The sequence below is a fragment of the Tropicimonas sediminicola genome (assembly GCF_900188335.1).
GTDB classification, from domain to species: Bacteria; Pseudomonadota; Alphaproteobacteria; order Rhodobacterales; family Rhodobacteraceae; genus Tropicimonas; species Tropicimonas sediminicola.
The window spans coordinates 152,323-166,439 of record NZ_FZOY01000007.1 but is presented as its reverse complement, the minus strand read 5'-3'; the positions used below and the strand labels follow the sequence as shown (position 1 = coordinate 166,439).

At 64.3% G+C, this 14,117-nt stretch carries 15 protein-coding genes; 1 reads left to right on the top strand and 14 read right to left on the bottom strand.

Features of this window, described 5'->3' with window-relative positions:
- Positions 1 to 44 precede the first annotated feature (44 nt).
- The 11 genes from CHB86_RS17485 to CHB86_RS17435 form a co-directional block, all read right to left on the bottom strand.
- A complete protein-coding gene (locus CHB86_RS17485) occupies positions 45 to 1,034 on the bottom strand; it encodes a type II secretion system F family protein (RefSeq protein ID WP_089234372.1) in 990 nt (329 codons plus the stop codon).
- A 9-nt stretch (positions 1,035 to 1,043) separates the two neighbouring features.
- Positions 1,044 to 2,012, bottom strand: coding sequence for a type II secretion system F family protein (locus CHB86_RS17480; RefSeq protein ID WP_089234371.1), 969 nt, complete (start codon positions 2,010 to 2,012; stop codon positions 1,044 to 1,046).
- Between the two features lie 6 nt (positions 2,013 to 2,018).
- On the bottom strand, positions 2,019 to 3,458 hold the full coding sequence (locus CHB86_RS17475; RefSeq protein ID WP_089234370.1) for a TadA family conjugal transfer-associated ATPase: 1,440 nt from the start codon (positions 3,456 to 3,458) through the stop codon (positions 2,019 to 2,021).
- 33 nt (positions 3,459 to 3,491) lie between these two features.
- A complete protein-coding gene (locus CHB86_RS17470; protein WP_089234369.1) occupies positions 3,492 to 4,742 on the bottom strand; it encodes a CpaE/TadZ family protein in 1,251 nt (416 codons plus the stop codon).
- Positions 4,743 to 5,144: 402 nt separating this feature from the next.
- A complete protein-coding gene (locus CHB86_RS17465) occupies positions 5,145 to 5,462 on the bottom strand; it encodes a hypothetical protein (protein WP_089234368.1) in 318 nt (105 codons plus the stop codon).
- A gap of 5 nt (positions 5,463 to 5,467) precedes the next feature.
- A complete protein-coding gene (locus CHB86_RS17460; RefSeq protein WP_089234367.1) occupies positions 5,468 to 6,874 on the bottom strand; it encodes a type II and III secretion system protein family protein in 1,407 nt (468 codons plus the stop codon).
- 199 nt (positions 6,875 to 7,073) lie between these two features.
- Positions 7,074 to 7,958, bottom strand: coding sequence for a Flp pilus assembly protein CpaB (cpaB, locus tag CHB86_RS17455; protein ID WP_089234366.1), 885 nt, complete (start codon positions 7,956 to 7,958; stop codon positions 7,074 to 7,076).
- 187 nt (positions 7,959 to 8,145) lie between these two features.
- Entirely contained in the window at positions 8,146 to 8,328 is a 183-nt protein-coding gene (locus CHB86_RS17450; protein ID WP_089234365.1) for a hypothetical protein, read from the bottom strand.
- A 232-nt stretch (positions 8,329 to 8,560) separates the two neighbouring features.
- Positions 8,561 to 8,755 (bottom strand): Flp family type IVb pilin, encoded by a 195-nt coding sequence (locus CHB86_RS17445; RefSeq protein WP_089234364.1) that lies wholly within the window; start codon positions 8,753 to 8,755, stop codon positions 8,561 to 8,563.
- Positions 8,756 to 9,026: 271 nt separating this feature from the next.
- A complete protein-coding gene (locus tag CHB86_RS17440) occupies positions 9,027 to 9,221 on the bottom strand; it encodes a Flp family type IVb pilin (RefSeq protein WP_089234363.1) in 195 nt (64 codons plus the stop codon).
- Between the two features lie 259 nt (positions 9,222 to 9,480).
- Positions 9,481 to 9,675, bottom strand: coding sequence for a Flp family type IVb pilin (locus CHB86_RS17435; protein ID WP_089234363.1), 195 nt, complete (start codon positions 9,673 to 9,675; stop codon positions 9,481 to 9,483).
- 345 nt (positions 9,676 to 10,020) lie between these two features.
- Between CHB86_RS17435 and CHB86_RS17430 the strand changes: the two genes are divergently transcribed.
- Complete coding sequence (locus tag CHB86_RS17430; RefSeq protein WP_089234362.1) at positions 10,021 to 10,950, top strand: lytic transglycosylase domain-containing protein; 930 nt, start codon at positions 10,021 to 10,023, stop codon at positions 10,948 to 10,950.
- Between the two features lie 12 nt (positions 10,951 to 10,962).
- Here the strand turns inward: CHB86_RS17430 and CHB86_RS17425 are convergent, their stop codons facing one another.
- Genes CHB86_RS17425 through CHB86_RS17415 form a run of 3 tightly spaced genes read right to left on the bottom strand, consistent with a single transcriptional unit; the run spans position 10,963 to position 14,028 of the window.
- Entirely contained in the window at positions 10,963 to 11,727 is a 765-nt protein-coding gene (locus tag CHB86_RS17425; protein ID WP_089234361.1) for an SDR family NAD(P)-dependent oxidoreductase, read from the bottom strand.
- Positions 11,727 to 13,031, bottom strand: coding sequence for an FAD-binding oxidoreductase (locus tag CHB86_RS17420; protein WP_089234360.1), 1,305 nt, complete (start codon positions 13,029 to 13,031; stop codon positions 11,727 to 11,729). Before CHB86_RS17420 ends, CHB86_RS17425 begins: the two co-directional genes overlap by 1 nt.
- Entirely contained in the window at positions 13,012 to 14,028 is a 1,017-nt protein-coding gene (locus tag CHB86_RS17415) for a lysylphosphatidylglycerol synthase transmembrane domain-containing protein (protein WP_089234359.1), read from the bottom strand. Before CHB86_RS17415 ends, CHB86_RS17420 begins: the two co-directional genes overlap by 20 nt.
- Positions 14,029 to 14,117: the final 89 nt, after the last annotated feature.

Here is a 14,117-nt window from a genome sequence, read left to right as displayed (position 1 = left end):
GTGTGGCAAATCAGACTCCCGGGCCGCTGGCCCGGGAGAGGTCCTCAGAAGTTGGACGACGAGAGCGTCGTGTAGATGTTGTAGATCGACGGGCCGATCAGGATGATCAGCAGCGGCGGAACGGTGAACATCATGGTGCCCAGCGTCAGCTTCGTCGGAAGCACGTTGGCCTTTTCCTCGGCCCGCATCACGCGCTTGTCCCGCATCTCGGAGGCATAGACCCGCAGGGCCTCGGCGATCGAGGTACCGAAGCTCGCCGACTGGATCAGCACGGTCACGAAGGAGGCCACGTCCGGCACGCCGGCACGCTCCGCCATATCCTTGAGGACCTGGATCTTTTCCTTGCCGGCCTTCATCTCGTGGGCGACGATCTCGAACTCGTCCGCCAGGGCCGGAAAGCCGGCGCGCAGTTCCTTGGAAACGCGGACGATCGACTGCTCCAGCGACTGACCGGCCTCGACGCAGACGAGCATCATGTCGAGCGAGTCGGGGAAGCCGTTGGTGATGTCTTCCTGGCGCTTCTGAAGTCGGCGGTTCACCCAGTATTTCGGGATGTAGTAGCCGACGGCGCCCGGGATGATGATCGAGAGAATCAGGGCCTGGGTCGTGACCTCACCGGTGGCGGAGGTGACGATCGCGTAGAGAATGCCGATGATCAGGAAGCCGATCCCGAGCGCGAATTGTGCGAAGTGGTATGTCCGCACCGCCGACTTGGAGCGATACCCGGCCTGGAGCATCTTGAGCCGGGCCGACGACATCTCCTCCTCGTCCTGGGGTTCGAGGAAGTTGGCGAACTTGTTGAGCTTGTCCGCGCGGCCGCTGTCGTAGCGCAGCGCCGCCTTCTCGGTCTTGCCCTTGCGCGTGCTGGCCGAGGATTGCTTCTTCAGCTTGTCCAGCGGGTCGGCCCGCCGCTTCATCACCACCGGCAGGGTCAGGGCGATCAGCAGGATGCCGAGCACGCCGACCGCGTAGAGCGGTCCGAGTTCGCCGAAGTTCTCGACCAGCCAGTCGTTGGCGGAAAGAAGGAATTCCATGTTCGCCTCTCAGACCTTGATGTTGACCATGATCTTCATGAAGACCACGTTCACGGCGAGGAAGGTGCCGACCACGAGACAGGCCGGGATGAAGGCTGCCGTTTCCTTGACGTCGTCGTAGTAGTTCGGCTGGATCACGTTGATGCCGACGAGGGCCAGGATCGGGAAGACCGACAGGAACATCCCCGACCACTTGGCTTCCGCCGTGATCGCCTTGACGCGGCGGAACAGCTTGAAGCGGGCGCGGATCACCTTGGCGAGACCGTCGAGGATCTCGGCCAGGTTGCCGCCCGATTGCTGCTGGATCGTCACGGCGACGGCGAGGAAGCGAAGGTCCTGCATGTCCATCCGCTCGGCGAGCGATTTCAGGCTGTCCGAGATGTCCCGGCCATAGGCGCTCTCGTCCGCGATCACGCCGAATTCGGAACCGAGCGGGTCGGGCACCTCGCGGGCCACGATGTTCACGGCCGAGGAGAACGGGTGGCCGACGCGCAGCGAGCGCACCATCAGCTCCACGGCGTCGGGAAGCTGCTCCTCGATCAGGGCGAGGCGCTTCTTGGCCTTGGAGTTGACCCACATGTAGACGCCGCCCACACCCATTGCGAGGGCCACGACGATCCGCACCGCAAGGCCGGCTTCCGTCGCCACCGTCAGGCCGGCGAAGGCGACCCCGGAGAGGACGAACATGATCATCACCAGCTGTGCCGGCGAAAAGGCGATGTTCGCCTTCTGCGCCTTGTCGGCGAGGATCGAGTAGAGCGGGATGCCACCCGAGTTCATGTGCTGGGTCATCTCCTTGCGGAGCTGTTCCAGCACCTCCTCGCGCCCGCCGCCCTTCTCGAGCAGTTCCAGGCGGCGGTTCACCTTGTTGTTCAGGCTGATCGATTTGCCGAAGGCAGTGAGGTAGATGCCCTCGACCAGCACCAGGACGGCGACGAAGATCAGTCCGTAGATGAGCGGTTCGGCAGAGATTTCCATGTGCGTTTACTCCGCGGCGATCGGTTCGTAGATGGCGGCGGGCAGGTCGTAGCCCCACTGCTTGAACCGGTCGGAATAGTAGGAACGGACACCGGTCGCGTTGAAACGGCCGATGATCTTGCCGTCGGGCTGGACGCCCAGACGTTCGTAGCGGAAGACCTCCTGCATCGAGATCACTTCGCCTTCCATGCCGGTGATCTCGGTGATCGAGACCATGCGGCGCGAGCCGTCCTGCAGGCGGGAAGCCTGGACGATCAGGTTGACGGCCGAAGCGATCTGGCTGCGCACGGCCTTCAGCGGCATCTCGATGCCGGCCATGGCGATCATGTTCTCCAGACGGGAGACGGCGTCGCGGGCCGAGTTGGCGTGAATCGTGGTCATCGAGCCGTCGTGGCCGGTGTTCATGGCCTGCAGCATGTCGATGACCTCCTCGCCGCGGGTCTCACCCACGATGATCCGGTCCGGACGCATCCGCAGCGCGTTCTTCAGACAGTCGCGCTGGCTGACGCGGCCCTTGCCTTCCACGTTGGCCGGGCGGCTCTCCATCCGGCCGACATGCGTCTGCTGGAGCTGGAGTTCCGCGGTGTCCTCGATGGTCAGGATCCGTTCCGAGTTGTCGATGAAGCTCGACAGCGCGTTGAGTGTGGTCGTCTTACCGGAGCCGGTACCGCCGGAGACGATGACGTTGAGCCGGCAGGCCACGGCGGCCTGGAGGTAGGCGGCCATCTCTTCGGTGAACGCGCCGAATTTCACCAGGTCGTCGACGCCGAGCTTGTCCTTCTTGAACTTACGAATGGAGACCAGCGAGCCGTCCACCGCGATCGGCGGGACCATGGCGTTGAAACGCGAGCCGTCGGCGAGACGGGCGTCGACATAGGGGTTCGATTCGTCGACTCGGCGACCAACGGCGGAAACGATCTTGTCGATGATCCGCAGCAGGTGGCGCTCGTCCTTGAAGGTGATCGTGGAGAGTTCCAGCTTGCCGGCGCGTTCGATGAAGATCTGCTTGGGGCCGTTGACGAGAATATCGTTGACGGTGTCGTCCTGCAGCAGAGGCTCGAGCGGGCCGAGACCCTTGACCTCGTCATAGAGCTCCTGGTGCAGCTTCGCGCGCTCGTCCTTGTTCAGTACGACCGACATTTCCTCGAGCCCTTCGGCGGCGATCGAGGCGATCTCCTGCTTGAGATCCTGGTCGCTGGCTGTCTCGAGCGCCGAGAGGTTCAGGTTGTCGAGCAGCAGCTTGTGCAGCTCCACCTTGATCTCCGCCAGCCGCTCCTTGCGCTTGGCTTCCTTGTCGACGGGCGCGGGTTGCGCCGCGGCTTTCGGCTTGGGCGCGCTGGGAGCCTTCCGGGTCACGCGCTCCGTCGGCGCATGAGATGCGATTTCGGCGCGAGGAGCCGGGGTTCCGCTGCCGGAGCCGCCAGGTTTCTTGTATCTCGAAAACATCCAGAAAAGCCTCTCACTCGGTCCGGTTGGTTATCAGCCGTCTTCGACTTCGGTTGCGATCAGGTCGTGCAGCGACGCTGCAAGCTTCGCGATCTCCTTGCGGAGCGGGTTCTTGCCGGCGGTTTCCGACAGGGGCAGACCGTGGTCGCAGGCCTGCGTCACCTGGCGCTGGCCGTCGGGCAGCATCAGTTCGATGTCGATGTCCAGGCTCTCCGCCATCCGTTTGACCCGGGCCTTGCCCTGGAGGTCGGTGAAGCGCGGCGCCCGGTTGAGCGCGAAGCGCAGCTTCTCGTAGGGCAGGTCCTCGCTCTTGAGCAGCCGGACGAATCGCAGGGCGTTCTGGGCCGAGCGCATGTCGAGCTCGAGCACCGAGAAATAGACATGGGCGTTGCTGAGCACCGTCTCGGTCCAGGCCACCAGCGTCTTGGGCATGTCGACCACGACCACGTCGAAATTGGCGCGCGCGGTGTTCAGCAGAGTGGTGATGTCGTCCGGACCCACGATGTCGAGCGGCAGCATGTCTGCGGGCGCCGTCAGGACATGGAGCTTGTCGTTGAACGTCTGAAGCGCCTGCAGGAAGCTGTCGTTGTCCATCGACGAGGTGTCCGACAGCAATTCGTAGACGACCTCCCGCCGCGGCAGGTCGAGATAGGTCGAGGTGGAGCCGGTCTGGAAGTCGAGATCCAGCAGGCAGACCCGCGGCCCGTCCTTCTTGTCCTTGATGGCGAGTTCCCAGGCGAGGTTCACAGCAAAGGTGGTCGCGCCGACGCCGCCGGCCAGGCCGTGCACCGCGAGAATCGCACCGTCATGCTTGCCGCGCGACCCGTGGACGGGCGGAACTTGCCCGGTCTCGGGAAGAATCGGCGCGGCCGGCTCCGGTGCGCGGAGGCGTTCGATCGCCTCGTGCAGGGCGCCTTCCGGAAGCGGGTAGGGCAGGAAATCGTTGGCACCGGTCTTCAGAAGCTGGTGCAGGACAGTCGGGCTGACGTCCTCGGCGATCAGGATCACCTTGACCCCGCGCTCCTTGGACAGCGCGATCAGTTCGCCGATCAGGATCAGCTCCCCTTCGTCTTGCGCATCCATGGCAATCGCGAAGAATTCCAATGCGTTGGAGTCCGGTTGCTCGAGAAAGGCAATCGCGTCTTCGAAGGAAAGATCCCCCCAGCTCTCGCCGAGCTCGGTCTCCATATCCTCGATCAGAAGGTCGAATGCCTGAACGTCGCGGCTGACCGTGCAAGCGGTGACCGGTGCAGGCTCGGGTTGCAATGCCACACTACTACTCATTCTCTCGTCGCCCTTCTTCAGAAGACATGTCCGACCGGTCCGCCGCATGAGCGGAATAGCCCCGCGAGACCGTCTGTCGATCACGTCGCTCGTGCGTGCCTGGTGCCCGCACTACTCCTGTTGTCCTGTTTGTTCGGAAAACCCGGCGAAAATTGGGCCACATTATCGAATTTGTGCGGAATGCCGGGCCTGTCGTTTCAAGAACGACGTTCTGTTTCGTCATGAGAACTAGTCGCCTTCGGCGCATATGTTCCGCGCGGGCTGAGCCTTTCCCGGTGTGCCGCCTGTCGCGGGGCCGGATCTGTTGGCCGGGAAATGCCGGACGCGCCACGCCTGAAAGGCAAACGGCGCCGCCTGTGCAAGGCGACGCCGTCTGTCGATTGATAGAGTGGCAGGGGGCTTTTATTCCGAGCCGATCTCCTCGGTGCCTTCCACGGTCGCGGAGGATTGCTCGGTGGCGCTGATGATAGTTTCTTCGTAGGCAAACATCGCGTACTTGCCGTCCTGCAGGCGGCCGGGGCAGTTCGATGCCAGCGGCGTCCCGTACTTCGTGACGTTGGCCGGGGTCAGCTTGCGGCAGGTCTGCGCAAGCTGGTTGTTCATCGTCGCGTTGCCGAACTCGCCCTGGTCGAGAAAGGCGCCGGCCTCCTCGTTGAAATAGGCACATCCGGAAAGGGCCATCACGGTTCCGAGCGTCAGGAAGGTGAGGGTGGTTTTCATGTCTCTCACTCCATCACATAGCCGTAGGAGCCGGTGAAGTCCTGCCGGGCAACCTCGCCCGCACCGCCGGAAATCGGGCGATCGGTCACCGCGGTGATCCCGCGCATGAACAGCTGGTTCTCGCTCGGCGGGCGGACCCGATCTGTCGGCAGTGCCAGCGCATCACCGCGCGTCGGTGTCACGAGATGAGCCGAAACGATGATCACCAGTTCCGATTGCTCGCGCTGGTAATCGGCGCTGCGGAACAGCGCGCCGAGCACCGGCACGTCGCCGAGCCAGGGCACCTGGGAGCTCAGGTCGGTGAAGTCGTCCTGAAGCAGGCCGGCGATGGCAAAGCTCTCGCCGTCGCGCATCTCCACGGTGCTTTCGGTGCTGCGGGTCGAGAAACCCGAGATCGAGAAGCCGGCGTCGGTGATGCCGATCGAGGTGTCGAGCTGGCTGACTTCCGCCTTGAGGTTCAGGTTGATGTTCTCGCCGATGACCCGCGGGGTCATGTTGAGCACGATGCCGAAGGGCTTGAAGGTCACCGAGACGTTGCCGTCGTCGTCGCGAACCGGGACCGGGTACTCACCACCGGCGAGGAAGCTCGCGGCCTGGCCCGACAGCGAGGTCAGGTTCGGTTCGGCGAGGGTCCGCACGAAGCCCTTGGACTCAAGAGCTTCGATGAGCATGGCGAATTCGACGTCGCCGTAGCCGAAGCCGATCTGGAAGGCGCCCTGGGAATCGGTGTCGAGGGTCGGGCCGTTGCTGACGCTCGAGCCGATGTAGCCGCCGGTCCCGCCCTGGAAGCCGATGCTGCCGTTGTCACCGGTGCCCTGCACCCCGGCGGAGAAGCCGAGAGATTTGCGCACCGAGCGGCTCATCTCCGCGAAGCGGACCTTCATCATGACCTGCTGCGTGCCGCCGACCATCATCAGGTTGGACACGCGTTCCGGCGCGTAGCGGTTGGCCAGGTCCAGCGCCCGATCCAGCGCCATCGCGCTGGAAACGGTGCCGGAGAGCACAATGCCGTCATTGGCGGGGCGGACTTCGATCGCCTCGCCCGGGAGCACCTCCCGGAGACGCTCCTTGAGTTCGCCCACGTCGGCGGTCACCTGGACCTCGACGTTGGTGATCAGCGATCCATCCGGCGCCAGCAGCGTCAGAGTGGTCCGGCCCGGCGCCTTGCCGAGCACGTAGATCGACCGCTCGGACAGCGTGGAAATGTCGGCGATGCCGGGGTTGGCGATGGAGAGTTCCGCGAAGGCGACGTCGCTTTCGACGACGACGGCCCGGTTCATCGGGACCTTCAAAGCCCTCTGAACTGTGCCACCGGAGACCCGGAGCGTTTCGGCGGAAGCCTGGGGAACGTATGCTGTACTCGCAATTGCAAGGCCGAGTAGACCCGCTTGCACAAGCGTCTTGATTGTCATGGTGACCCTGCCTCTCGATCACGATATATGGACGGGTCTTTTCGCCCGCATCTTGTTCTACACTGCCTGCAATTGCTTTTTATTGCAAGAATCAGGGATTTGGCGGTGCTTCCTGATGTAGTGAACCCGCAACAGTCGGGGACTGCCGCGGGCTCTCATGAGGCTATATCTTTGAAAATGCAGGGCAAGTCCCGGCGCATCAGTTGATGCAGGGAATCTCCTGCTCGATCACTTCTGCGCCCCTGCGGATCTTGGTGGTGCAGATGCGTTCCTGCTGGATGATCTCGGGCGCCTGCTCGACCACGCCGAGAAGGGTCCGTTGATCGACCTCGCTGACCTGTGCCACGGTGTCATCCTCCGCGCCGACCAGCGACAGGGACAGGCGCCCCGTGGACTGAGCCTGCGCCAGGGCGGCAACCTGTTGTGGCGTCGCTTCGATCGTCACCGTTCGCGCGATCACCGGGGCGAGGCGTGCCTTGTCGGCGATCTGGTCGACCGCGATCAGCTTGATGTTGGTCTGGATCAGCTTGGTGATGTCGCCCAGGGTCTCCGAGCCGGCAACCGATGCGCCCGTCCAGTAAACGTCCACCCTGTCACCCGGTCGGAGGAAGCCGGACACGCCGGAGGCGACGTCGACCCGAATCGCATAGGCGCGCATCCCCTTTCCGAGCCGCGAGGTGATCCCCGCGTCCTCTCCCGGTTCTGTCACCTTGGAGGCCAGCAACGGCTCGAACTGCTGCATCGCTGTGATCACGTAGCGCTCGGGCTGACCCTCGGGGAAGAGCTGTGCCCCGTCCGCCACGTCGGCGTCCGGCACTTCCGCCGGGTCGCGCACGAAGGCACCGACGGGAAGGCTGTCCTTCTGCCAGCGCATCCACTTCACATCATCCTTGGTCAGGCTTTGTCCGTAGGCCTTGTCCGTCGTGACGACGACAACGTCCACCATCGGAGGCGCGGCCAACTGTGCCGCCAGTAGCTCGTCACGTTCCGCGCTCATGCGCGACATGAAGCCCTGGGCCATGTAAACCGCGAATCCGGCAAGTCCGATTCCAATTATCAGGACGAGCGCAAAGACAATCCGCATGTCATTCCCTTTCCGTCATTCTTTCTCACAGGTCGACAAAGCTTCCCTGCGCCGCTTCTGTTTCGATGTTCGACTCGAAATGCGGCATAAGGAAGGCTCCTGCATGGAGCCCGCGTGAAACCCATTCCCTTTTCGACGGTCGGAGCATCCCCCGAGGCGCTTGCTGCGTTGCGGCCGTTTCGGAAGCTCAGTTTCCGACAGGTCGCTCCGAGATCGTCGTCGCCAGCGTGCCGGTCTGTGTCTGCGTGCCATCGAGGATCATGCTGGTGGCACCGAGGGCGAGGGCGATCGCGCCGGCCGTCAGGACAATCCAGTCCAGGGTGACGGCGCCGTCTTCCGTTTTCAGGAACCTTTGAATCAATCGTATCATCGTACTACTCCCGCTCCATCCCGACGCCGGTCAACCCACACGCACGGCATCCTGGATGGTTCCCGCGTGTCTCTAGCAGGAATGTGGCGAAAAAGTGGTAAACGGCCACCAGGTCGCCGAACTCGTGAACATCGACGCGAAACGGTATTTTTCGCGATGATCCCTTGTGCGAAACGAGAAGCCGCGCCCACTTGGTGGACGCGGCTTTCGTTCCGAATGGACGTCGTTCGGATCAGAAGGTCGTCTTGATCTGCGACACGGCCAGCTGGCTGGAGATGTCGTTCGACAGATCGGAGACGCCGCCGGAGACAGCAGCGAGGGTGGCGATGCCGAGGCCCACGATGGCAGCGGTCAGCACGACCCAGTCAACGGTCACGGCGCCGTCTTCGTCGTTGCGGAAGGTCTTGATCAGGTTGAACAGTTTCATAGCTTTACTCCAGAAGATTTTTACACTCAGTTTGTCCGGCCAGGTCGGATCGCTTCGGGCCGGCCTCTCATTGGCCCGATCCCCGTCTCGGCATGAAAGCATTAAGAACTCGGAAACAGGCGAGATTTGGGCACTCAAAGAACGAATTTGCAGCGATGCAAGGGAAATTCATTGAATGCGTTTCTCGAATGTGAACAATTCTCTTTAAAATGGAATGGGCCGCGTTTTTTGAAAACGCGGCCCATTGCCAAGGATATTCTGAAAAGGTGGATCAGAAGGTCGTCTTGATCTGCGACACGGCCAGCTGGCTCGAGATGTCGTTCGACAGGTCGGACACGCCGCCGGAGACAGCAGCCAGGACGGCGATGCCGAGGCCCACGATGGCAGCGGTCAGCACGACCCAGTCGACGGTCACGGCGCCGTCTTCGTCGTTGCGGAAGGTTTTGATCAGGTTGAACAGTTTCATTTTGGATCTCCAGGTGAGTGGTTTTTGCTACGCGGTCACCGCCTCGGTTGCTTCGGTGTGGTCACTTTCTGAAGCGATGTCCGACTTGGCTTGAGAGAGAGATAACCCCCGGATCGGGGCGGAATTCTGGCGCGCATCGTACGAATTCGGTACATCTGAAAGGAAATCTGCGGGCTTCGGAGATGTGCCTTGGGCAAAGAAAAAAGTCGCGCTCCTTTCGGAACGCGACCTTTGGCCGGTCAAACTGTGCGCAGAGAGATCAGAACGTCGTCTTGATCTGCGACACGGCCAGCTGGCTCGAGATGTCGTTCGACAGGTCGGACACGCCGCCGGAAACGGCTGCGAGAACGGCGATGCCGAGGCCCACGATGGCGGCGGTCAGCACGACCCAGTCGACGGTCACGGCGCCGTCTTCGTCGTTGCGGAAGGTCTTGATCAGGTTGAAGAGTTTCATGGTCTTTGCTCCCAGGTAGGGTGAATGCTCGTTGCGATCCCGCCTCTTCGGCTGTTGCCGGCGCAGATCTTCTGCAACCGTCTACCGTTCGGCATGCCCCGAATAGGCGCTTCGATTGCGGCGAGACTTGGGCGCAGGTCGTTCCATTTTCGTACGATGTCTTGAGGCGGTGGAAAGGTCGGTTAACGGGGATTGGGGGCCGAAACAGCCGCCTCGGGATCCAGGGACGACCTGTGGCGTCAGAACCCTTTCGCAAGAAAAACTGTCCGCAGCGGGCCGGATTGCTGGTCCGACGAGAGGAATTCTGCAACAATTTCAAAAAACACGATCGAGCAGGTCAAGCAAATGAGACTTCAAAGGCGCGCCCGTCCTTGGGCGGGAGCCATTGCCGTTGCCTCGGCGTTGCTGTGCGCGCCGGCCGTGCTCTGTGCGCAGGAGCAGTCCACCAAGGATTTCACGTTCAAGCGTGTGAAGGTCGGCGCCCCGAGCTCCGGGGCCAAGCGCATCCTGGTGCAGATCGACCCGAAGGAGCAGGAACGCATCCTCGCGTTGAACCCCGCCATCCCGGCCGCGCCGCTGGAGCCGTGGCCCGATACGCCGCGCGAGGCTGGCGAGGCGAGCGATGTTCCGGCCGATGCCGGCCCGCGCAAACCGGTCGACTCGCATTATGCCTGGTACTGGGACCTGATCTCCCCAAGCCTGTCGGACAGCACCTCCGGGCGGATGGAGACGGCCATCGCGGCGCTGCGCAACGGGCCGGGCGGCAAGTCCGTTACGGCGCCGCGGCTCGCCACGTTGCAGAAGATCGCCGATACCCACGGCGCCGAGATCCTCAAGGCCACAGTGGGGACGCGTGTCTCGCCGGCCCTTGCCCTTGCGGTGATCTCGGTCGAGAGCGCTGGACGCACGGCGGCTGTCAGCTCGGCCGGCGCCTCGGGGCTGATGCAGCTCATGCCGGCGACAGCCGAACGATTCGGCGTCTCCGACCGCACCGACCCGGTCCAGAACATCGAGGGGGGCGTCGCCTATCTCGACTGGCTCCTCGATCATTTCGAGCGCGACCCGCTGATGGCGCTCGCCGGCTACAACGCCGGCGAGAACGCGGTGCGCAAGCACCAGGGTATCCCGCCATATGCCGAGACACGTGACTACGTGCCAAAGGTCGTGGCGGCGTGGAGCGTCGCCAAGGGGCTCTGCCTGTCGCCGCCGCAACTCGTCTCGGACGGATGTGTGTTCCGCAGGGGCTCGCAGGCGCTGGCCAGCGCCGCGAACTGACCCTGCCGCCCGTCAGATCGACAGTTTCTTGAAGATCGGCTCGGGCACCGCGCGAATGATCATCATGATGTAGCGCCAGAAGAAGGGGGTGTAGATCACGTTCTGCCGCTTGCGTTCCGCCTTCAGGATGGCATCCGCCACGGCCTCGGGCGGCGCGACCAGAAACATGCCGTCGAGGCCCCAGGTCATTGCCGTGTCGACAAAGCCGGGCTTGACCGTGATCGCGTGGGCGCCGGAGCGCGTGAGCCGATTGCGCAGCCCCGACATATAAGTGTGGAAACCCGCCTTCGCGGCACCGTAGACATAGTTGCCCACACGTCCGCGGTCTCCGGCCACGGAGCCCACCCCGACGATGGTACCGCTGCCGCGCTCCTCCAGCATGGGTGCAAGCGCCTGAAGAAGACGGGCGGGACCGGTGAAACTGTCGGAGACGACGCCTTCGATCATCGAGGGGTCGGCGTCGATCTCGGCCTGGGGCGGCATGGAGCCCACGAAAACCGCGGCGTTCAGCGAGCCGCTCGTCGCCGCCATGCGCTCGAGGATCGGTTCGAAAGTGTCTGGGTCGCGGGCGTCGAAGCGCACGGCCTCGGCCATCGCGGCGCCGCGCAGGCGGCAGTCGGCGGCGCTCGCCTCGAGATCGGTCATGTCGCGACCTGCCAGCAGCAGGCTGGCGCCACGCTCGGCGAGCTTGCGGGAGAGCGCGCGCGCCATCGACGAGGTCGCGCCGAGGATCAGCCAGCATTCGCCGGCGTCGCCGGTCCGGTTGGGTGCGGTCATCACAGGTTCCTCAGGTTCAGCCGGCGGACAAGGTCGGTCGCATAGGCGCCGTCCGGATCGAGGTTGTTGCAGATCCCGGCCCAGGTCTCCCGCTCCGGGTACATGGCGTCCACCTGCTCGGGCTGCGCAAAGGCGTCCTTGGCCAGGTAGACCCGGCCGCCGGCCTCGACTGCCATGGCGATCAGCCGGCGGATCATCGCGGGAGCCTCGTCACGGGCGGGGAAATCGATGGCGAGCGTGTAGCCGTCGGTGGGGAAGGACATCATCCCGCCACGCCCCGGACCCATGCGCTTGAGCACCGCGAGCGGCGAGGCGAGGCCGGACTCGCCAACTGCCTTCAGCATGTCGCGCAGCACTTCGCGAGCCGAGAGCGGCACGACGCACTGGAACTGGTGGAAGCCCCGCTTGCCATAGAGCCGGTTCCACTCGTGGATCTTGTCGAGCGGGAAGAAGAAGTCCTCCAGCGGTTTCACCACGGTCCGGCCGCGTTCGGGGATGCGGCGGAAATAGGTAGCGTTGAAGCCGCGCACGATCGGTCCGGAGAGGGCAAAATGCGGGGCGTCTATCGGAATGCGCCGGCCGCGCTTTGCCGGTGGCACCAGGCCGGCGCCGGTCTCGCCTTCTTCCAGGATGCCCCGGCCCAGCGAGGCGCCGGTCGCGGTGGCGTCGATCCAGCCGACGGTATAGGTCGCCTCGGAATTGTCGAAGAGCTCGAGATACGTATCGAGGTTCGGCACGCGGCGCTCGGTGACCATCATCACCGGCCCCTTGGTGCGCTGCATCCTGAGGCGCGCCGTGCCGATCGGTCCGGTCTGTCCCATCCCGCCGACCGTGGCGCCGAAGAGCTTGTCCGCAGGCGTGACCTTCCGACGGCCTTCTGGCAGGTGCAGGGTCATCGCCTCCACATGCTGGCCGAAGCTGCCGGCGTGGTGATGGTTCTTGCCATGCACATCCATGCCGATCGCGCCGCCCACGGTGGCAAACCCCGTGCCCGGCAGGACCATGGGCAACCAGCCCTTCGGCCCGATCAGCCGGACGATCTCGCCCAGCTGGCAGCCGGCCTCGACCTCGAGGATGCCTTCCTCCTCATCGAGCGAAAGGATCCTGTCGAGCCGCGCCGTGTCTATCGCGCGTCCGTCGGTGTTCAGGCAGCCGTCCGCATAGGAGCGGCGGCGGCCGATCGCGGGGCAAGGGGTTTCGCGGACGAGCTGGTCCAGCGTGCTGGCGCGCTCCGGGCGCGCCAGTTCGCCCTTTGCTCGGTAGAACCGGCCCCAGCCGGCGTATTCAACGGTTTTCCAGGTCATGCGCGGCCTTTTTCGAACAACGTTCCGCAAAGGGGAAGACGGCCAGCCCGAGCAGGATGGCGAACCACAGCGTGGTCAGCCGGATCACTGCCGTGGCGGGCACGGAAACCTCAAGCGGAACGCCTTGCAGTTTCAGAAGGGCGATCATCGCGGCCTCGGCGCCGCCGACGCCTCCGGGAGCGCCGGTCAGGCCGCCCGCGAGGGTGGAGAACAGGAAGATGCCGACGGCGCTCCAGAAGCCGATATCGGCTCCCATCCAGATCAGCAGCAGATGCAGCGCGAAGCCCTCGGCGAGCCAGCCGCAGGCGCCGAGCGCAAGCGCGGTCGACAGGACGCCGGGCTGAGAGAAGGCGCGCAGCGAACGCGCGGTCTGGCGAAAGCGTCCGAACAGGCGCGGCCAGCGGCCGATGACGCGGTAGGCCTGCGTCACGCACCAGGCCAGCAGGCGCGGATGCGTTGCGACATAGGCCGTGCCGAGCGCCAGCAGGGCCACCGGGATCGCGCCGCTGATGCCGGCGGCGGAGAGCGCGATGGCCAGTCCGAGCAGGATCGCCATGGCGGCGAGGTCGGAGGCGCGGTCGACCAGAACCAGCGGCGCCGTGCGATCGACGCTCCAGCCGGTCTCGCGCCGGAGCCAACGCATCCGGATCAGCTCGCCCACCCGGCCGGGTGTGACGGTCATCGCGAAGCCGCCGATGAAATGGCGCAGGTCCTGGAGGAAATGGGTGGGCAGCCCGAGGGTCCGGGCAAACAGGTGCCACCGGGTGCCGCGGCACAGGTAGTTCGCCAACGAAAGCCCCAGCAACACCGCAACCTGCAGCGCCGTCAGGCGGCTCAGCTGGTGCAGCGTTTCCTCCCAGCCGGTCGCCGCGGCGAGGCCGCCGATGCCGGCAAGGAACAGGATCAGGAGGCCCAGGATCAGCGACAGGTCCCGCAGGCGCCGGGAGCGCAGCCGGGGGGCTTCAACCAGGGGAGGGGCTTGGGTCAAGGGTTTCATTGGCGCCGGCCTAGCAACCAATTTGGGCGTCATTGTGAAACTGTTTCCAGTTTGAGCGGGTGACGCAGGGAGAGCCGGCGATCATTGCC